Source organism: Dactylosporangium sp. NPDC049525, from assembly GCF_040676755.1.
In the GTDB taxonomy this organism is placed as follows: Bacteria; Actinomycetota; Actinomycetes; order Mycobacteriales; family Micromonosporaceae; genus Dactylosporangium.
In genome coordinates, this window is the sequence record NZ_JBFAPO010000043.1 from 46490 (window position 1) to 65174 (window position 18685).

Annotated in this window: 15 protein-coding genes and 1 pseudogene; 7 read left to right on the forward strand and 9 right to left on the reverse strand. The window is 72.8% G+C overall.

The window, feature by feature from the left end:
• Positions 1–86 precede the first annotated feature (86 nt).
• Positions 87–1541 (forward strand): GGDEF domain-containing protein, encoded by a 1455-nt coding sequence (locus AB0K00_RS40690; protein WP_363532533.1) that lies wholly within the window; start codon positions 87–89, stop codon positions 1539–1541.
• Here AB0K00_RS40690 and AB0K00_RS40695 read toward each other — a convergent pair.
• From AB0K00_RS40695 to AB0K00_RS40710, 4 genes and pseudogenes are all read right to left on the reverse strand, one after another.
• A complete protein-coding gene (locus AB0K00_RS40695) occupies positions 1528–2175 on the reverse strand; it encodes a response regulator transcription factor (protein WP_363532536.1) in 648 nt (215 codons plus the stop codon). The genes AB0K00_RS40690 and AB0K00_RS40695 overlap by 14 nt on opposite strands.
• Complete coding sequence (locus AB0K00_RS40700) at positions 2163–3539, reverse strand: sensor domain-containing protein (protein WP_363532539.1); 1377 nt, start codon at positions 3537–3539, stop codon at positions 2163–2165. Before AB0K00_RS40700 ends, AB0K00_RS40695 begins: the two co-directional genes overlap by 13 nt.
• Positions 3540–3630: 91 nt before the next feature.
• Positions 3631–6219, reverse strand: a complete 2589-nt coding sequence (locus AB0K00_RS40705) for an ABC transporter permease (protein ID WP_363532542.1) — start codon at positions 6217–6219, stop codon at positions 3631–3633.
• Positions 6216–6946, reverse strand: a pseudogene (locus AB0K00_RS40710) (ABC transporter ATP-binding protein). Before AB0K00_RS40710 ends, AB0K00_RS40705 begins: the two are co-directional and overlap by 4 nt.
• A gap of 184 nt (positions 6947–7130) precedes the next feature.
• Here AB0K00_RS40710 and AB0K00_RS40715 point away from each other — a divergent pair.
• On the forward strand, positions 7131–8546 hold the full coding sequence (locus tag AB0K00_RS40715; RefSeq protein ID WP_363532545.1) for a ricin-type beta-trefoil lectin domain protein: 1416 nt from the start codon (positions 7131–7133) through the stop codon (positions 8544–8546).
• Between the two features lie 245 nt (positions 8547–8791).
• On the opposite strand, the gene AB0K00_RS40720 is transcribed toward AB0K00_RS40715, so the two are convergent.
• On the reverse strand, positions 8792–9658 hold the full coding sequence (locus tag AB0K00_RS40720) for a dienelactone hydrolase family protein (RefSeq protein WP_363532548.1): 867 nt from the start codon (positions 9656–9658) through the stop codon (positions 8792–8794).
• Positions 9659–9852: 194 nt separating this feature from the next.
• On the opposite strand from AB0K00_RS40720, the gene AB0K00_RS40725 reads away from it, so the two are divergent.
• Positions 9853–10905 carry a pectinesterase family protein gene (locus AB0K00_RS40725; RefSeq protein WP_363532551.1) on the forward strand — a complete coding sequence of 351 codons (1053 nt, stop codon included), beginning with the start codon at positions 9853–9855 and terminating at the stop codon, positions 10903–10905.
• A 351-nt stretch (positions 10906–11256) separates the two neighbouring features.
• Here the strand turns inward: AB0K00_RS40725 and AB0K00_RS40730 are convergent, their stop codons facing one another.
• Positions 11257–12447 carry a helix-turn-helix domain-containing protein gene (locus AB0K00_RS40730; protein ID WP_363532554.1) on the reverse strand — a complete coding sequence of 397 codons (1191 nt, stop codon included), beginning with the start codon at positions 12445–12447 and terminating at the stop codon, positions 11257–11259.
• A gap of 66 nt (positions 12448–12513) precedes the next feature.
• On the opposite strand from AB0K00_RS40730, the gene AB0K00_RS40735 reads away from it, so the two are divergent.
• Entirely contained in the window at positions 12514–13584 is a 1071-nt protein-coding gene (locus AB0K00_RS40735) for a ferredoxin reductase (RefSeq protein ID WP_363532557.1), read from the forward strand.
• 103 nt (positions 13585–13687) lie between these two features.
• The gene (locus AB0K00_RS40740; protein WP_363532560.1) at positions 13688–14833 is read left to right on the forward strand and encodes an acyl-CoA desaturase; all 1146 of its coding nucleotides are present in this window, start codon (positions 13688–13690) and stop codon (positions 14831–14833) included.
• An 11-nt stretch (positions 14834–14844) separates the two neighbouring features.
• On the opposite strand, the gene AB0K00_RS40745 is transcribed toward AB0K00_RS40740, so the two are convergent.
• Entirely contained in the window at positions 14845–15075 is a 231-nt protein-coding gene (locus tag AB0K00_RS40745; RefSeq protein ID WP_363532563.1) for a DivIVA domain-containing protein, read from the reverse strand.
• Between the two features lie 50 nt (positions 15076–15125).
• Here AB0K00_RS40745 and AB0K00_RS40750 point away from each other — a divergent pair, with 50 nt between their 5' ends.
• On the forward strand, positions 15126–15842 hold the full coding sequence (locus AB0K00_RS40750) for a spermidine synthase (RefSeq protein WP_363532566.1): 717 nt from the start codon (positions 15126–15128) through the stop codon (positions 15840–15842).
• Here AB0K00_RS40750 and AB0K00_RS40755 read toward each other — a convergent pair.
• Both AB0K00_RS40755 and AB0K00_RS40760 read right to left on the reverse strand, forming a co-directional pair.
• Entirely contained in the window at positions 15835–16674 is an 840-nt protein-coding gene (locus AB0K00_RS40755; RefSeq protein WP_363532657.1) for a cellulose binding domain-containing protein, read from the reverse strand. The genes AB0K00_RS40750 and AB0K00_RS40755 overlap by 8 nt on opposite strands.
• Positions 16590–17855 (reverse strand): endo-1,4-beta-xylanase, encoded by a 1266-nt coding sequence (locus tag AB0K00_RS40760; protein ID WP_363532568.1) that lies wholly within the window; start codon positions 17853–17855, stop codon positions 16590–16592. The genes AB0K00_RS40755 and AB0K00_RS40760 overlap by 85 nt, the downstream gene beginning before the upstream one ends.
• A 147-nt stretch (positions 17856–18002) precedes the next feature.
• Between AB0K00_RS40760 and AB0K00_RS40765 the strand changes: the two genes are divergently transcribed.
• Complete coding sequence (locus AB0K00_RS40765; protein WP_363532571.1) at positions 18003–18677, forward strand: hypothetical protein; 675 nt, start codon at positions 18003–18005, stop codon at positions 18675–18677.
• The last annotated feature ends 8 nt before the right edge of the window (positions 18678–18685 follow it).

Below are 18685 nucleotides of genomic sequence, written 5' to 3' on the forward strand. Positions count from 1 at the left end.
TGGTGCCGAGCTGAGCGGTATCGCGTGCGGACAGGGTAGCGCTCGGTCACCACTCACGTCGACGCTCACGCTGCCGATGTAGGGGCATGAGTCTGCTCCGGCGGGTACGGCGCCTGGCGCCGCCGAAGCCGCTCGGCGGCCGGATCCGGTGGCTGTTCGTGATCTTCGGGGTGTTCAACCTTGTCACGGTCCTGCCGCGGGTGTTGAGCCGCGCCGACGAGCCGGTCGCGTCGCGGTTCGCCGCTGCCGTGGCCGCGGCCGCGCTCGCCGGGTGGTGGTTGTGGCGGTACCGCCGGGGCACGTTTCCCGCCTGGATGATCCCGTTCGAGGGGCTGGCCCTGCTCGCGATCGGTCTCGGCATGCGCAGCTGGGTCGCCACGCTGGGCCTGTTGTTCGTGTTCGTGTCGTTCCGTGGCCTGTACGGCACGTGGCGGCATGTCCTCGTGTTCACCGTCGTCGTGTTCGCGGCCGCGGTCACCGGGGTCGCGGTGACGGAGCCTTCGTCGGTGGTGGAGTTCCTGCAGCAGGCGCCGGGTGTGCCGCCGCTTGCGTTGTTCACGGCGGCGGTCGCGGAGTCGACCCGCCGCCAGGAGCGGGCCGCGGCCCGGGAGCGGGTGTTCGCCCGGCTCGGTTCGACGCTCGCCACGACGTCGGACCGGGAGACGATCCTGCGGCACTGCGCGGAGGCGGCGACGGAGCTGCTCGACGGGGTCCCGGGTGCGTGGGCCGCGACCGTGTCCGACGATCTTGTCGTGACCGCGGCCGGTCCGGTCCCGGTGGAGCTGCTCGCCGGTCCGGTCGCGGCCGCGGCGGAGGGCGACGGCGGCGTCCGGTTGCCGCTGCGCTCCGACAAGCAGCATTTCGGTGATCTTCTCGCCGGTTGTGCCTCGGGCCGGGTCCCGGCGGAGGTGGGTCCGTCGCTGGAGACGCTGGCCGCGCAGACGTCGCTCGGCCTGGTCAACGCCGAGCACGCCGCGGACCTGCATTATCAGGCGTTCCATGACAATCTCACGGGTCTGGCCAACCGTTCGCTGCTGCGCGAGCACCTGCTGCACGCGCTCACCCGCGCCCGCCGGGGCAGCCCGCTCGCGGTGCTGCTCATCGACCTCGACGGTTTCAAGCAGGTCAACGACACCTTCGGTCATGCCGCCGGCGATCAGCTGCTTGCCGCGGTGGCGCAGCGGCTCCGGGACGGTGTCCGCGGCGCGGACACCGCGGCCCGGCTCGGTGGTGACGAGTTCGCGGTCGTCCTGGACGGTATGGACGCCGCTGAGGACGCGGCCGTCGTCGCCGGCCGGCTCCTCGCCGCCGTCCAGGCCCGGGTCCGGGTCGCCGGGACCGAGTTGACGCCGCACGCCAGTGTCGGTGTCGCCTGCTGGCACGGTCAGGCCGGGATCGACGAGCTGCTGCATGACGCCGATACGGCGATGTACGCGGCGAAGTCCGCCGGGAAGGGCCGGGTCGCTCAGGTCGACGCCGCGGGCGTGGTGCGGTTGTTCGCCCCGCCGCAGGTTGCGGCGGTGGTTGTCAGCTCTGGTTGAGATAGGTGAGGACGGCCCGGACCCGCCGGTTGGCGTCGTCGGCGGGTGGCAGGTCGAGTTTGGCGAAGATGCTGGTGATGTGTTTTTCCACGGAGACGGGCGCGAGGACGAGCGCGGCGCAGATCGCGGAGTTGGACAGGCCTTGCGCCATGAGCCCGAGGACTTCCCGTTCGCGGGGGGTGAGTGCGTCGATGCCGTGGTTGCGGCCGCTGCGGGCGAACAGTTGCCGGATGACTTCGGGGTCCATGGCGGTGCCGCCGGCGGCGACGCGTTCGACGGCGTCGAGGAAGTCGTCGAGGGCGGTGACGCGGTCTTTGAGCAGGTAGCCGACGCCGCCTCGGCCGTCGGCGAGCAGTTCGGCGGCGTATGCGCGTTCGACGTACTGGGAGACGATGAGGACGGGCGCGGTGGGGTTGCCGGCGCGCAGATGCAGTGCGGCGCGGAGGCCTTCGTCGCGGAAGCCGGGTGGTAGCCGCACGTCGATGATGCACAGGTCGGGTTGGTGTTCGGCGGCGGCGTCCAGGAGCGCTGGGGCGGTGTCGACGGCGGCGACGACGGTGTGTCCGGTGTCGGTGAGGAGCCGGGTCATGCCTTCGCGGAGCAGGAGCAGGTCTTCGGCGATCACGATGCGCATGGGAACTCCGCTTGCAGGGTGGTTGGGCCGCCGGGTGGGCTGGTGATGCTGAGTTCGCCGTCGAGGGCTTCGACGCGGCGGCGGAGCCCGTCGAGGCCGGATCCCGCGGGGTCGGCGCCGCCGCGGCCGTTGTCGGTGACGGTCACGGTGACGGCGGTGCTGGCGGTGGCGGTGGTGCTGCTGGTGGTGGTGGTGATGGCGACGACGCAGGTAGTGGCGTCGGCGTGTTTGGCGGCGTTGGTGAGGCCTTCGGCGACGACGAAGTATGCGGCGGATTCGACGGCCGCTGGGTGTCGGGTGGTGGGGTCGCCGTGGATTTCGACGGTGAGGGGGCTGTCTCCGGCGAGGGCGGCGAGGGCGGCGTGCAGTCCCCGGTCGCCGAGGATCGGCGGGTGGATGCCTCGCACCAGCCGGCGGAGTTCGGTGAGGGCGTCGTCGAGTTGCCGCCGCGCAAGTTCGACGTCCGCGGCCGCGGCGCTGCTGGTGTCCGCGGCGGCGCCGCTGTTGCTGTTGGTGTCCGCGGCCGTTCGGTCGCCGTTGGTGTCCACGGCCGTTCGGTCGCCCCGGTGCGCTGTGTCGACGGCGCCGCCGGCGGTGCTGCCGCCCGCAGGGCTGCGGAGTTTTCGGGCGGCCAGGGCGAGGGTCATGCCGGCGGCGACGATGCGGGCTTGGGCGCCGTCGTGGAGGTCGCGTTCGATGCGGCGGAGTTCGGCGGCTTGGGCGTCGACGACGCGCCGGCGGGTTTCGGTGAGGCGGGTGGTTTCGTCGACGAGTCGCCGGTGGGTTCCGGGTGCGAGCAGTGTCTGGGCGAGGCGGGCTTGGGTTTGGGCGAGGTGCCGGAGGGTCCAGGTGATGGCGGGGAGGAGGAGCAGTCCGATGGGGACGAGGGCGAGCCGGCCGGTGGTGGTGGTCATGAGCGGGTCGGCGGGGAATGGTGCTCGCGGGTTCGGCACGGCCCAGAGCCAGAGGGGGGCGGCGATGGCGCCGAGGTCGACGGCGGTGATGACGGCCGCGGCGATGCCGGTGGCGAGTCCGATGGGGAACAGGGTGGTGAGCCAGGCGAGGTCGCGCCAGGTGGCGGGTTGGGCGGCGACGGCGGTGACGCGGCGTCTGATGGTGTCGCCGGTGATGGGCACGTATGGCGTTTCGATGGGGGTGCCGAGTTGCCAGCCGGCCCGGTGTCGTTCGAGGCCGGCGAGGCGCCGGGTCACCCAGCTGGCGGCGAGGAAGACCGGGCCGCCGAGCTGGGTGATGGACAGGACGGCGACGATGACGGTGGCGGTGAGGCTCCACAGGAGTCCGGCGATCCCGGCGATGATGCCGGTGAGCAGGTAGGCCAGGGCTCGTAGTGTCGCTTGCAGCACTTTCTGGATGCTACCGGCGCCACGGCCCACCAAGATCGCCGCCCGCACCGCCGCTGTCCGCACCGCCGCTGTCCGCACTGGTCGTCGGCCTTCACTGGTCGTCGGTGAGGGCCGGCAGGTCCCGGCGGCGCAGCAGCACCCGGGCCGGGAGGACGCCGGCGAGCAGGCCGAGCGCGGCGACGCCGAGGGCCATCGCCGCGTAGGTGGCCGGGTCGACGATCACCCGGAACGCGCCGTCCTGGGCGACGCTGAACGTGCCGACGACGATCCCGGTGACGAGCGCGCCGAGGGCGAGCCCGACGGTGACGGCGATGAGCGCTTCCCGGGCGGCGAGCCGGTGCAGCTGCCCGGTGGTGGCGCCGGCGAGCCGCAGGCCGGCGAATTCGCGGCGCCGGCCGGCGGTGGCGATCGCGAACGTGTTGAGGATGGCGATCGCGGTGAACCCGAGCGACACGGCGACCATGAGTTCCCAGGCGCCCTGCTGGTCCTGCGCGTCGCCGGCCGCGGCCGCGCCGGTCGTGGGGGTGACGAGGACGCCGGGCACGGCGGCGCGGATCCGTTCGGCGGTGCCGTCGTCGTACCGCACGGCGATGCCTCGCACGAGGCCGCGCGGGTCGTGGGCGGCGACGAGGGTGGCGGGCAGGACCGCGTCGCCGAAGCCGCGGGACCGTTCGTAGATGCCGGTGAGGCGCAGCCGGACGCGGTGGCCGTCGGCGAGCCAGAGGTCGACGTCCTGCCCGACGCTCCAGTGGTACAGCCCGGCGAGGTACCGGCTGGCGGCGAAGCCGCCCCCCGCACCGACGACGCCGGCGTCTCCGGCGCTGAAGCCCAGGTCGAGCGCGGTCTGCGAGCCGGTGGTGAGCAGCCCCTGCGCGGGGTGGTCCTCGGGCTTGCCGCCGGCGACGACCACGACCCGGGTCGGCAGGTTCGCCGTGGCGCCGGTGACGCCGCCGACCGCCATGACCGTCGCGGCGGTGGTGAGGGAGAGTCCTTGCGGCGCGGTCACCTGGGCGGTGGCCGGTGCGGTCCGGGCGGCCTGCTCGGCGGCGGTGACGTCGGTGAGCATCCGGCTGTTGAGCAGCATCGTGGCGTTGATCGCGAACATCAGCACGAGCGGCACGGCGACGGCCGCGACGCGGCGTGGTTCGGCCCTGCTGACCTGCCCCGCGAGCCGCCCGACCGGGCCGGTGCCGGGCAGGCGCGACACGACGGCGATGAGGGGACGCACGGCGTACGGGCCGAGCGCGGTGACGGCGCACAGCAGCAGCGCGCAGGACACGAAGCTCATGCCCATCCCGAACGGCCCGCCGAGCGGCACGAACGTGAGCACGGCGATAGCGCCACCGGCCGTCACGACGGCGGCCAGGACCCTGGTGAACCAGCCGCCGGCGGGTTGGACGGCGGTCTCGGTGAGCGCCTGCGTCGGTGCGATGCGGGCCGCGCGGCGCCCGGCGATGCGGGCCGCGGCGGCGGTGACCAGCAGCCCGGCCGCCGCGGCGGCGATGAGGACCAGGGCGTTGACCTGGACGGTGAACTGCGGTGGGACGGCGCCGAGCCGGCGGAACCGGGCCGCGACGGCCTCGGCGATCACGATGCCGAGCGGCGCGCCGGGAATCGCCGCGGACCCGGCGAGCAGCAGGCTCTCCACGGTCAGCAGGCGGCGCAGCTGCCCGGGGGTGGCGCCGGCGGTCCGCAGCAGGGCGAGCTCCCGCAGCCGCTGCCGGACGCCGAGGGTGACGGTGCCGGTGAGCACGAACACGGCGGCGAACGCGGTGATGCCGATGAGGAACCCGAAGATCGAGATCGGCGCGATGTAGTTCGGCAGCGCGCCCGGCAGGTCGGCACGGACCCGTTCGTCGCCGGTGAGGACCGTGACCGCGCCGGTGAGGGTGCCCCCGCCAGCGGTGCTGCCGGCGGCCGGGACGGCACCGGCGACGACCTGTTCGACGGCGGCGCGTAGGTCGCCGGCGCCGGGCGCGGCGAGGATCCCGATCGCCGTGGGCCCGTCCAGGCCTGACAGCGCGGCGGCGGCGTCGTCGGCGACGAACAGCGCCCCCTGCGCGGCCAGCCCGTCGCGGCCGGCGGGGGCGGCGATCCCGGAGATGCGCAGGGTCCGCACGCCGGTGCGGCTGGTGACGGCGACCTCGGCGCCGGTGGTGAGCCCGGCGCGGCCGGCGAGGTCCGCGTCGAGGACCGCCTCACCAACGCCCGGCGGGTTCCCGGTGCGCAGGGTGTACGGGGTGAGCGCCGCCGACGCCCAGCCGTGGCCGACGACGGGGGCGCCGTCGGCGCCGCGCAGCGGACGGCCGGCCGCGGTCACCTCGAGGGGGAACGCGAGGTCCGGCACCACCGACGCGACGCCCGGCAGGCCCGCGAGCCGGGCGGCGAGGTCGGCGGGCAGGGTGCCGGCGCCGGTGAGCCGTTCCGTCTTGACCTTCCGTTTGACCTTGTCCTTGTCCTTCTTCCGTTTGTGGGTGACGGTCTCGACGGTGACGGCCCGCTCGCCGGAGACGACGACCGCGGCGGCGGCGAACCGGTCCGCCGGTGGCCGTGCCGTGAGGACCGACGCGAGCAGCAGCCCGCCGCTGGACAGCAGCGCGACGGCGAGCAGCGCGGCGAGGAACGTGCCGGCGTACGCGCCGCGGTGCCGGCGCAGGGTGCCGAGGGCGAGGCGGATCATCGGGCGCTCACCGCCGCCATGCGCGCCGCGACGCGGTCCGCGGTCGGGTCGGCCAGCTCGCCGGCGACGTGACCGTCGGCGAGGAAGACGACCCGGTCCGCCCACGCGGCGGCGGCCGGGTCGTGGGTCACCATGACGATGGTGGCGCCGAGCCCGTCGACCGCCTCCCGCAGCAGGGCCAGGACCTCCCGGCCGGTGGCCAGGTCCAGGGCACCGGTCGGCTCGTCGGCGAAGATGACCTCGGGACGGCCGGCGAGGGCCCGGGCGAGGGCGACCCGCTGGCGTTGCCCACCGGACAGTTGGGCCGGCCGGTCGTCTTCACGCCCCGCCAGCCCGACCCGTCGGATGACGTCCTTCGCCCAGCCACGATCTGGTCGTACACCTGCCAACCGCTGCGGCAGGAGCACGTTGTGCCACACGGAGAGGGAGTCCATCAGGTGTAGCTCTGGAAGACGAAGCCGACCCGTTTGCGCCGGACCTGGGTCAGCCGCGGCTCCCGCAGCGCGCCGATCTCCTGACCGGCGAGCCTGACCTGTCCGCTGTCGGGCCGGTCGAGGCCGGCGGCGCAGTGCAGCAGGGTCGACTTGCCCGATCCCGACGGTCCCATCACCGCGCAGAACGATCCGGCCGCGAACGCCACCGACACCCCGTCCAGGGCGCGGGCGCCGCCTCCGCCGGGATAGGTCTTCGTCACGTCGAGCACCTCGACGACCGCGTCGTTTCTCATGAGGTCGAGCCTGTCCGAGGCGGCGCCGCGGCAACACACGGCGGACCTTGCTCCTGCGTGGTGGGGAAACCCCTACCCCTGGACGCGCCGCGAGCTTCACGCATTGACCAATGTCATGGTCGGGACGACACTGGCGGGACCAGGTGACAACGATGTCACCATCCGGCCGCCACCGGGAGGGTCCATGAACCACCACGTCCCCCATCCACGCCGTCTCCTGCTCGCCGCCGCCGCGTTCGCGCTGGCCGTGGCGGGTCTGAGCGCACCGTCCGCCGTCGCCGCCTCCTCGGCCGCGGCCGTGCCCGCCGACGACCCCGCACGGGGTCTCGTCTACGGCGGGTTCAAGCCCGGCGCCGGCCGCTGCGCCGGCCTCCTCGAGGTCAAGGCCGTCCCCGGCGCCTGCACACACGGGCCCGACGCGCCGTTCCCCGGCCTCGACGTGACGAAGCCGGTGCCGCCGCTGACGGGGCTCGCCGTCAACCCGCTCAGCGTCGTCTGCGACGGCGACGGGCAGTCCGGCAACCGCGTCCAGGTCCTGTACGTGCGCGGCTCCGGCAACGCCGACCGGTACAACCAGTACCTGGCCTCGATCCGTACCTGGTCCTCCGCGGTCGACGACATCTACAGCGCCTCGGCCGCGCAGACCGGCGGCACCCGGCACATCCGGTTCGTCACCGACAGCGGCTGCAACATCGCGGTGTCGAACGTGGCGATCGCCAACAGCGCCCTGAGCGACTTCGGCAACTCCGTCAACGCGATCAAGGCGCTCGGCTACAACCGCACCGACCGCAAGTACCTGATGTACGTCGACGCGACCGCGCTGTGCGGCGTCGCGTACGTGACGCTGGACGACCAGCCGGGGCAGAACAACGCCAACAACTCCGGCGCGTCCTTCAGCCGGGTCGACTCCGGCTGCTGGTCGGCGGGCCCGGCCGCACACGAGCTCACCCACGCCATGGGCGCGGTGATGAGCTCGTCGCCGAACCACACGGCGTACGGCCACTGCACCGACGACTACGACATCATGTGCTACAACGACGGGCCGGGCACGGTGCTGCGGATCGTCTGCGCCGACCAGGCCCAGGACAACCGCCTGGACTGCAACAAGAACGACTACTTCAACACCAACCCGCCGGCCGGCTCGTACCTGGCGACACACTGGAACACCGCCAACAACCGCTTCCTGATCGCCAGCGGAGGCGGCGGGGGCGGGGCCACCGGCGCGCTCACGATGATCGGTGTCGGCAAGTGCGTCGACGTCAACGCGGGCGCCACCGCCAACGGCACCAAGGTCCAGATCTGGTCCTGCAACGGCACCACTGCCCAGCGGTGGAACCTGCCCGGCGACGGCACCGTCCGCGCGCTCGGCAAGTGCCTGGACGTCACCTCCAGCGGCACGGCCAACTCGACCAAGCTGCAGCTGTGGGACTGCAACGGCACGGGCGCGCAGCAGTGGACCTACGTGGCCGCGAGCCAGGCGTTGCGCAACCCGCAGTCCGGCCGTTGCCTGGACGACCCCGCGGGCAGCACCACCGACGGCACCCAGCTGACGATCTGGGACTGCAACGGCACCAACGCGCAGCGGGTCACGCTGCCGTAGTCACCGGCGCCGGGGCGGCGGTCACGCCGCCGTGGCGGACTTGCCGGGGCGGCGGGGGTCACGCTGCCGTAGTGGATGGGCCGGGGCGGCGGTCACGCCGCCGTGGCCGATTCGCCGGGGCGGCGGGTGACCGCCGCCCCGGCACTTGAGCGGGGGACCCGCCGGGAATGTTTCCCCCCTCCCGGCGGGTCGTCACTCGGACCCCCCTCGGCCCTTGTCGATGTACTGACGGACAGGAACCGCGCTCAGCCGGAGTGCGGGCAGGTGTCGCGGTACTCCTGGATCGCGGAGCCCGACGGCTTCGGGCACAGGAACTGCTCGTAGCGGGTGTCGTTGTCGATGAACCGCTTGAGCCACGAGATGCTGTACTTCGCGACCGTCACGTTGCTGGACGTGGGCGCCGAGTGCGAGGCGTTGTTCAGCTCCAGGTACGCCTTGTCGAGGCTGGCCGGCAGGCTGGTGTAGAACGGCTCGGCGTGCGAGGCGACGGGCGCGACACTGTCGTTCTCGGCGCCGATGATGAGGGTCGGCACGCTCACCGACGACCAGGTCTTGGTGGTGTTCCACGGGGTGAGCGGGATCGCCGCCTGCAGGGCCGGCCGGGTGCTCGCGGCGGCGAGGCTGCCACCGCCGCCCATCGAGTGCCCCATGACGCCGAGCCGGGTCGCGTCGATGCGGGTGCGCACCGAGCTGCTGGCGGTCAGGTAGTCCAGGGCGGCCAGGAGCTGCCGGCCGCGGCTGGCCGGCTGGTCCAGCGTGGACAGGGTGTCGATGGTGATGATGACGAAGCCCTGCGAGGCGAGCCGTGGACCGAGCCACGCGACGCTGGACTGTGACGCGGTATAGCCGGGCGAGATTGCGACGGCGCCGAAGGTACCGGCCGTGGTGCTGGTCGGGTAGTAGATGGTGCCGCCCCCGAAGCCGGTGACGCTGCCGCGGGCGACGGTGACCTGCGCGACGGCGAACGAGCCGCGGGTGGCCTCGATCGAGGCGACCGTCGGCGCGGGTCCGCGCTCGTACGGGTTGGCGGCGAGCGCGGGGGTGACCTGGCCGCCGACCGTCACGGCGAGAACCGTGACAGCGAGCAGGATCAGCCGTTTGAGGTGGGGCATGGCGGGCTCCCTCACATTGGCATCGGTGAATGCCAGGCAAGTCTGAAGCCGAGTTCCTACCGACGGGTAATCCCGCGGCGGACCGTCGCCCGATGCTATGACACCGCCGCCAGTCCGTGAAAACCCCTTATGAAAGCGCATTCCTGCGTCTGGAGACCTTGCGCGGGGCTGCAAAGGTTTGCAAAGCTCGATGGATGAGCTCCCGCCGATTTCTCCTCACCGCCGTGCTGTGCGCGGCCGCCGGCACCGCCGCCGCCACCGGGACCGCCGTCCTGCCCGCCGCCGCCTGGCCGGGCCCGTACGTGACCGTCGCCGCCGACGGCTCGGGCGACTTCACCAGCGTCCAGGCCGCCGTCGACGCCGTGCCGTCGGGCAACCCCGGCCCGTTCACCATCAAGCTCAAGCCCGGCGTCTACCGCGGGCAGGTGATCATCCCCGCGGACAAGCCGCACATCGTGCTGCGCGGCCAGGGCGCCGACCCCACCCAGGTCGTGATCACCGACAACCGCGCCAACGGCACCCCGAAGCCCGAGGGCGGCACCTGGGGCACGTCCGGCAGCGCGTCGGTCACCATCTCCGGCGACGACTTCTACGCCCGCAACCTGACCTTCGCCAACGACTTCGACGAGGCCGCCCACCCCGAGATCACCTCGAAGCAGGCGGTCGCCGTGCTCACCCGGGCCGACCAGCTCGTCTTCGACAACGTCCGGTTCCTCGGCAACCAGGACACCCTGTACGTGAACAGCCCGGACGCCGCGACCGTCAGCCGCGTCTACTTCCGCAAGTGCTACGTCGAGGGCGACGTGGACTTCATCTTCGGCCGCGCCACGGCCGTCTTCGACCGCTGCGAGATCCGCTCACTCAACCGCGGGTCAGCCACCAACAACGGCTACGTGACCGCGGCGAGCACCTCGATCGCCAACCCCTACGGCTTCCTCATCGTCGGCAGCAAGCTGACCAGCGACGCACCCGCCGGCACGGTCTTCCTCGGCCGCCCCTGGCACCCGAGCAACGACCCGAACGCGATCGCGCAGACGGTGATCCGCGACTCGACGATCGGCGCCCACATCGGCGCCGCGCCGTGGACCGACTTCGGCACCTGGTCGTGGCGGGACGCCCGGTACGGCGAGTTCCACAACCGTGGCCCCGGCGCGGCGGTCACCGCCGACCGGCCCCAGCTGACCGCGGACCAGGCGGCCGGCGCCACCATCGACGCGTACCTCACCGGCTGGCACCCGCAGCGGTGACCGGCACCCGCGACGCTGAGCGGAGACGGCCCCTCACCGGCCGACATCCGCGACGCTGAGCGCTGAGCGGAGGCAGCACCGCAACGCAGAGCGACACCGCGACGCGGAGGGCGACACGGCAACGCCGAGCGGAGGGCGAAGCGGCACCGCAACACTGAGCGGCACCGGCGACGCTGAGCGGAGGCGGCACATCGGAGAGGCCCGGTGACGGCGACCTGCTGCATAGCACCGTACACCATCCGACCAAATTACCTATCCGCCTCATCACCCACCGTAGTGTCTCGGCGGTCTGGCCTCAGGACCACCGTAGTCTGACTTATGGTCTCAGGTCGCTGGGCCGTCTCGACAGCGTCAGTCAGTGGCGGTGCCGACACTGAGCGCGACGGTCAGCAGCAACAGCCACTCCGGGTCGCGGAGGCGGTCGCCGTACAGCTCGCGTAGCTTCGCCACCCGGTAACGCACGGTCTGCGGATGGACGAAGAGCTCGGCTGCCACCTCTTCCCGCCGGCCCTGGTGCAACAGCCAGCTGCGCAGGGTCTCCACCAGTTTCGCGACGGTGGAGGCCCGCTCGCCGGCCAGCGGCGCCAGGGCCTGCGCCCGCAGGTCGGCCAGGGCCCGGGCGTCGGCGGTGACGACCAGCTCGACCAGGTGCTCCTCGGTGTCCACCGACGCGCCGTCGGGGAACAGCCGTGACACGCGGACGGCCCGGTCGAAGGAGTGCCTGGCCAGGGACCACGCCACCGGTGGGCCGGTGACTGCGCCGTGGCCCGCGACCATCCGCAGCAGGTGGCCGCGGGCCACGCCGTGGGCGTCGGGCACCAGCAGCACCGACGTGTCGCGCAGGTGCTCGACGGTGGTCTGCAGCGTCCGCGGGTCGAGCAGGTCGAGGACGGGCCGGGCGGCCCGGTCGGGGAGCAGGACCGCGGTGAACGTCTGCGGCGTGGCCCAGTCGGCGACCTCGGCGGCGACCGCGGCCGCGGCGACGGCCTGGGCGGGCTCGCCGGCCAGGAGGCTCTGGGCGAGCCGGTCCAGGGCGCGGCGGCGGGCCCGGCCGGAGGTCGCGAGCTCGTCGGCGTGGCCGGTGACGCTCGCCGCGGACAGCTCGTCGATGTAGGCGAAGGTCAGCTCGGCGAAACGGGCGAGGGCCGGCGCCGCCATCCCGGCGGCGACGGTGACGGCCGCCAGTTCGCGCCAGGCGACCCTGGCGCCGACCCGGTAGGCGGCGAGCAGCGCGTCGAGGCTGCGGCCGGCGCGCGCCTCTCCCCGGCCGAGGGCGTACGCGCCCTCCAGGGACGATGCCAGGGGTGAGGGGCCGGCCTTGCGTGAGGCAAGGTTGAGGAAGCCGCCGAGCGCGGCGCGGACGGCAAGCTCGATCTTGGTGCCCATCTCGCCGGTGAGGGCGCCGGCATAGGCTGGCACCTCGACGACGATCGCGGCGACCGCGTGGCCGGCGACGTCCGGCAGGGCGTGGCGCAGCGACTCGGCGGCGCCGGCGGTGAGGCGGAAGGCGTCCAGCGCGCTTGTTTTGTCTTCAGCGAACAAGAATCACGCCTCGATTCACGCGGCCCGGTCATGATTTTATGCTCCAGACTCCATCATGCTGGATGTATGCCCGCTACCCAAGCCCTCCGCGCCGGTGCCTGGCGGGTCGTCGAGCTCCTGACGACTCCGCTCGTGCCGGCCGACTACCTCGACGTGGTCGCGCCGCTGCGCAACCGTGAGGTGCTGCGGGCCAAGGTCGTGGCGGTCCACCCGGAGACGGACCGGGCGGTCACCCTCACGCTGCGCCCCGGGCGCGGCTGGCGGCGGCACGAGCCCGGGCAGTACCTGCGGCTCGGCGTCGACGTCGACGGGGTCCGGCTGTGGCGGGCGTACTCGCTGACCAGCGCACCCCACCGGCCCGACGGGCTGCTGACCGTGACGGTCACCGCGGTCGACGGCGGCGCCGTCAGCCGGCACCTCATCGAGAAGGCCCGGCCGGGCATGCTCCTCGGCCTCGAGCGCGCCACCGGCGACTTCACCCTGCCGAGCCAGGCGCCCGAGAAGATCCTCTTCGTGACTGCCGGCAGCGGCCTCACCCCCGTGATGGGCATCCTGCGGTCGCACAGCATGAGCGACGTGGTGCTGGTGCACTCCGCGCCCACCGCGCGGGACGTGATCTTCGGCGACGAGCTGCGCGCCCTCGCCCGCGACCGGAAGATCCGCCTGGTCGAGCGGCACACCCGCACCGACGGCCGGCTGTCCCCCGCCGGCCTCCACGAAGCGGTGCCGGACCTCGCGGAGCGGCACACCTGGGCCTGCGGCCCGAACGACATGCTCGACGAGCTCACCGCGTACTGGAGCGACGCCGGCCACACCGACCGGCTGCACGTCGAACGGTTCCGCCCCGCGACCATCACGGGAGCCACCGGCGACGGCGGCACCGTGACGTTCCTGCGCTCCGGCAAAGCGACACAAGCCGGCAGCGGTACCCCGCTGCTGCAGGCCGGGGAGGCCGCCGGGGTCCTGATGCCGTCGGGCTGCCGGATGGGCATCTGTTTCAGCTGCGTGCTCCCCCTGCGTGAGGGTGCCGTGCGCGACCTGCGCGACGGGCGGCTCACCACGGCCACCGAAGGCGACAACGTGCTGGTCCAGACGTGTGTCTCCGCCGCCGCCGGCGACTGCCGGCTCGACGTCTGAGCAGCAAAGGGCTCGTCTGAGCAGCACAAGGCTCGTCAGAGCAGCACAAGGCACGTCTGAGCAGCACAAGGCTCGAAGCCTGAACGCCACCGAAAGGACCCACGTGACCACGCTGCAACGCAAGCCCGTCAACCCGGTCGGCCACCTCACCGCCGAGGACATTGAGGCGATCGGCCGCGAGCTCGACGCCATCCGCGACGAGATCATCGACAGCCGGGGCGAACGCGACGCGGCCTACATCCGGCGGGTCATCAAGGTGCAGCGCTGGCTGGAGCTCGGCAGCCGGGGCGTGCTGCTGTTCTCGATCCTGCCACCCGCGTGGCTGGTCGGGACCGCGGGCCTGTCGGTGGCGAAGATCCTCGAGAACATGGAGATCGGGCACAACGTCATGCACGGCCAGTGGGACTGGATGCGTGACCCGAAGATCCACTCGACGACGTGGGAGTGGGACAACGCCTCACCGTCGGAGCAGTGGAAGCACTCGCACAACGAGCTGCACCACACGTACACCAACGTGATCGGCCGCGACAACGACCTCGGCTACGGCATCATGCGGGTCGACGAGGACCAGCGCTGGCACCCGATCCACCTCGGCCAGCCGGTGTGGAACTTCGTCAACGCGTGCTTTTTCGAATACGGCATCGCCGCCTACGACCTGGAGCTGGGCAGGAACCTCGCGACCAAGAAGCGGCGCAGCAGCCCGCAGTTCAAGGCGCGGGCGAAGCAGGTGCTGCGCAAGATCGGCCGCCAGGTGACGAAGGACTACGTGCTGCACCCGCTGCTGTCGGGCCCGTCGTTCCTGCACACGATCGCGGCCAACGCGACCGCGAACCTGGTCCGGAACCTGTGGACCCACTCCGTCATCATGTGCGGGCACTTCCCGAAGGGTGTCGAGACCTTCGAGCGGTCCTCGATCGTGGGTGAGACCCGCGGCGAGTGGTACCTGCGGCAGATGCTCGGCTCCGCGAACATCTCCGGCAGCCGGCTGATACACATCATGACCGGCAACCTGTCGTTCCAGATCGAGCATCACCTGTTCCCGGACCTGCCGAGCAACCGCTACCAGGAGATCGCCCCGCGGATCCAGGACCTGTTCCAGCGCTACGGGCTGACCTACACCAGCGGCCCGCTGCCCAAGCAGGTCGCCTCGGCGTGGGCGAAGGTCTTCCGCCTCGCGCTGCCCAACCGCCGGACCGCACCCGGGACGCCGCTGCCGGCCCCCGAGCGCGAGCCCGTCGGCGTCGGCTGAATCAGGACAGCTCAGCTCCTGTCATCCGGGCGGCCCTTGCCGATGCGGCGCAGGTAGTGGTCGACGGCGGCCTTGTCGTAGCCGCGCCAGGATGCGGTCGGGAAGCTGACGGCGTTCGCGGCGGCTAGTGCCTCCGCCCGCTTGGCGGGGTCTCCGGACTCCAACGCGGCCGTGGTCTTCGTGACGAAGGCGTCGACCGGCGCCCGGTCGTACCCGCCGAATTTGACCGGAAATTCACTCATGTTCCCAGTCTCCTCCTCCGGGGGTGCCCGCGCCACGATACGGTGCCCCGATGACCCGGCGGATCGAAGAGCTCGACTGGCAGCAGACCCCGATCGGCGAGGTCAGTCTCCGCCGCCGGCGCGAGCCTTCCCTCGGCGTCGAGGTGTACGAGGTGAAGCTCGGCGACGAGTACCTCATGTCCAGCCTCTTCACCGTCGCGGAGATCGAGCTCGCGCGGCTGGGCCTGGCCGGCCTGCCCGAGGGTCCACTCGACGTCGTCGTGGGTGGGCTCGGCCTGGGGTACACCGCGCACGCCGCCCTGCAGGACCCGCGGGTCGAGTCGCTGCTGGTCGTCGACTACCTGGACGCCGTCATCGGCTGGCACCGCAAGGACCTGCTGCCGCTGTCCGCCGCGCTGACCGGTGACCCGCGGTGCCGGCTCGTGCACGGCGACTTCTTCGCCCTCACCGCCGGCGACGACGGCTACGACCCGTCCGCGCCGGGCCGCCGCTTCGACGCGGTCCTGCTCGACATCGACCACTCCCCGCGGCACCTGCTGCACCCCGGCAACGGCGGCTTCTACACCGCTGCCGGGCTGCGCCGCCTCGCCGGGCACCTGCGCCCGGGCGGCGTGTTCGGCCTGTGGTCCAACGACCCGCCGGACGACGGCTTCATCGCCACCCTGGCCGAGGTGTTCGCCGACGCCCGCGCCGAGGTCGTCGCGTTCGACAACCCGCTGCAGCGCCGGCAGTCGACGAACACCGTCTACGTGGCGCGCCTCAACTGAGCGCGCAGGCCGTGCCGTTGAGGGTGAAGGCGGACGGGCGGGCGTTGGTGCCGGTGTAGCCGGCGAGGAAGCCGAAGTTCACCGAGGCGCCGGCGGTGACGGTGCCGTTCCAGGCGGCGTTGGTGGCGCTCACCGCGCCGCCGGTCTGGGTGATGGTCGAACCCCAGGCCTGGTTGACCCGCTGGTCACCGGCGAACGTCCAGCGCAGCGTCCACCCGTTGACGGTGGCGGCGCCGGTGTTGGTGACCGTGACGTCGCCGACGAACCCGCCGCCCCAGTCGTTCGTCGTGTACCGCACCGCGCACGCCGCCCCGCCGCCGGCTGACGCGGACGGCGACCGCGACGCCGACGGCGACACCGACCGGGACGCGGATGGCGACACCGACGCGGACGGCGACACCGACCGCGACGCGGACGGCGAAACGGACGGCGACACGGACCGGGACGCCGACGCGGACACTGACGGGGACCGCGACGCGGAGGAGGACACGGACGCCGACGCCGGCGGGCCCTCCGTCGAGATCGTCACGTCGTCGAGGTACAGGTCGCCGGTCGTGTCCGTGGTCTCCAGGTACACCGACAGCGCCGTCGCCCCGGCCAGGAACAGGTAGTCGCCGGTGAGCCTGGTCCACGTGGTGCTGATCGCCGTGTCGGCGCTGACGTTCTCGTAGCGGGTGGTGGTGTCGTTCTGCCGCTGCATGCTCAGCCGGGCGGTGCCCGTCCCGGACGCCGTGCGCACCCAGGCGGTCACCGTGTACAGCTTCCCGGGGCTGAGCAGGTCCAGGACCGGGCGGGTCGGGCCCTGCCAGGTCGCGGTCCGGCCGGAGGACAGGACACTGCCTGTGCCGCCGTGGTCACCTGCGTCGTGACCTCACTCCCCCGGGAACCCCAGCCGGCCAGGCCGGTCTCGAACGGGTACGCCGCGACGGTCACCAGGCTCGGCACCGCCGGCGGGTCCGGGACGGTCGCGGTGCCGCCGAGCGCCTCGACCACGGCCGTGTACGCCGGCCTGGCCCGCCACTGCTCGTCGAACAGCAGGGCCGCCCCGTAGCCGGGGAAGAACGCCGGGATCCACGAGTCGACCTCGCCGACACCCCACGTGGTCACGCCGGTGCAGCCGGCGACGGCGGCGCACGCGCCGACGACCGCCCGGTAGTCGCTCGCCTGCTGGGTGAGCTCAGCGGTGTCGGCGGGCAGCGGGATCCGCACGTCGAGCTCGGTGATCTCGACCTTCAGGCCGAGCGCGGTGAACCGTTCGATGTTCTGCCGCAGCGTCGACGGGACCTGCCCGACGATCAGGTGCGCCTGCAGCCCGACCCCGTCGATCGGGACGCCGGCCGCCTGCAGCCGCTGCACGAGGTTGTACAGGCCGGTGCTCTTGGCGTTGACGCCCTCGACGTTGTAGTCGTTGATGAACAGTTTCGCGGCCGGGTCGGCGGCGCGGGCCGCGGTGAGCGCGTCGGCGATGTAGGACTCGCCGAGCCGCTGGAGCCACACGGACGAGCGCAGCGTGCCGTCCTCGTTGAACGGCTCGTTCACGACGTCCCACTGGGCCGCGCGGCCGGCGAAGTGCGACGCCTCCGCGGTCACGTGGTCGATGAGCACCTGCCGTTGCGCGGCGGCGGTGCGGTCCGTGCTCACCCACGCCGGCAGCTGGCTGTGCCACACGAGGGTGTGCCCGCGCAGCCGCTTGCCGGTCGCGGCGGCGTAGTCGGCGATGGCGTCGGCGGCGGCGAAGTCGAACTGTCCCTGGGTGGGTTCGGTGGCGTCCCACTTGCCCTCGTTGCCCATCGTCACCGAGTTGAACTGGGTGTCGGCGACCTGCCGCCACTGGCTCGAGGCGAGGTTCCTGACCCCGGCCGCGGTGCCGATGTGGAATCCCCGGGCGGTCGCGACCTGCGCGAGGGTCTGCCCCGCCGCGGCGAACGCGGGCAGCACGGCCGCGACCAGCGCGATGGCGGCGGCGACGACACCCGCGGTCCGGGCGTGGCGGGTCCATGATCGGTGCTTCATGCTGGTCGCTCCCCAGGTCCGTGGATACGGCGGCGCCCACGAGAGCACGCCCGGTTGTCCCGGGACAACCCGCCGCGGCACTGGGCGCAGGTCACCGTGGTGCCGGCGGTGAAAGATGCACGGTCCCGGCCGTGCCATGATCGCCGGGTGAACTGCTACCTGCTGGAGTTCTCGGTCGGTCCGGGCGGTGCCCGGCAGGGCGACGTGCACGCCGCCCGCGACGTCGGCACGCTGCGCGCCGCGTTCGAGCGCCGGTACGACGAGGACGCCGTCGCCTACCTCACCCTGTGGTACGGCGCGGTGCTGCACCTGTGGGTCGTGCGGGACGGCGTCCTCGCCGGCGGGTTCGACCTGCACCCGTTCCTGCGCACCGGCGACGAGCGGCACGACGCGACCGTCACGGCGATCCTCGGCGCCGACCGCGACGGCGAGCCGTGGGAGCTGTTCGACCGGGTCAGCGAGGCCACGGGTTTCGAGTCGCTGGACGCGGTCCGGGTCGTCACCCAGGTCCTGGACCTGCGGGCCCGGGCCGGCACCGACCCGGCCGCCGCGGCGCGGCTGGCGGACCTGGAGGAGGCGGTCGACGCCGAGGACCTGCCGGCAATCCCTGGCCCGCCGTGCGCGTTCACCCTCGACTGGGCCGCGATCGCCGCCGCCGTGCCACCGCTGCATGCACCGGTGCTCCAGCCGGGCGTGCCGTTCGTCCTCACCTGGCCCGACGACGCCGCTCCCCCGGCGGACAGCTACCTGTGGCACGCCGACGCGCTGCGCCTCGGCCTCAACGACATCGAAGGTGGCTACGACGAGTTCGAAGAAGCCTGACCCCGGGG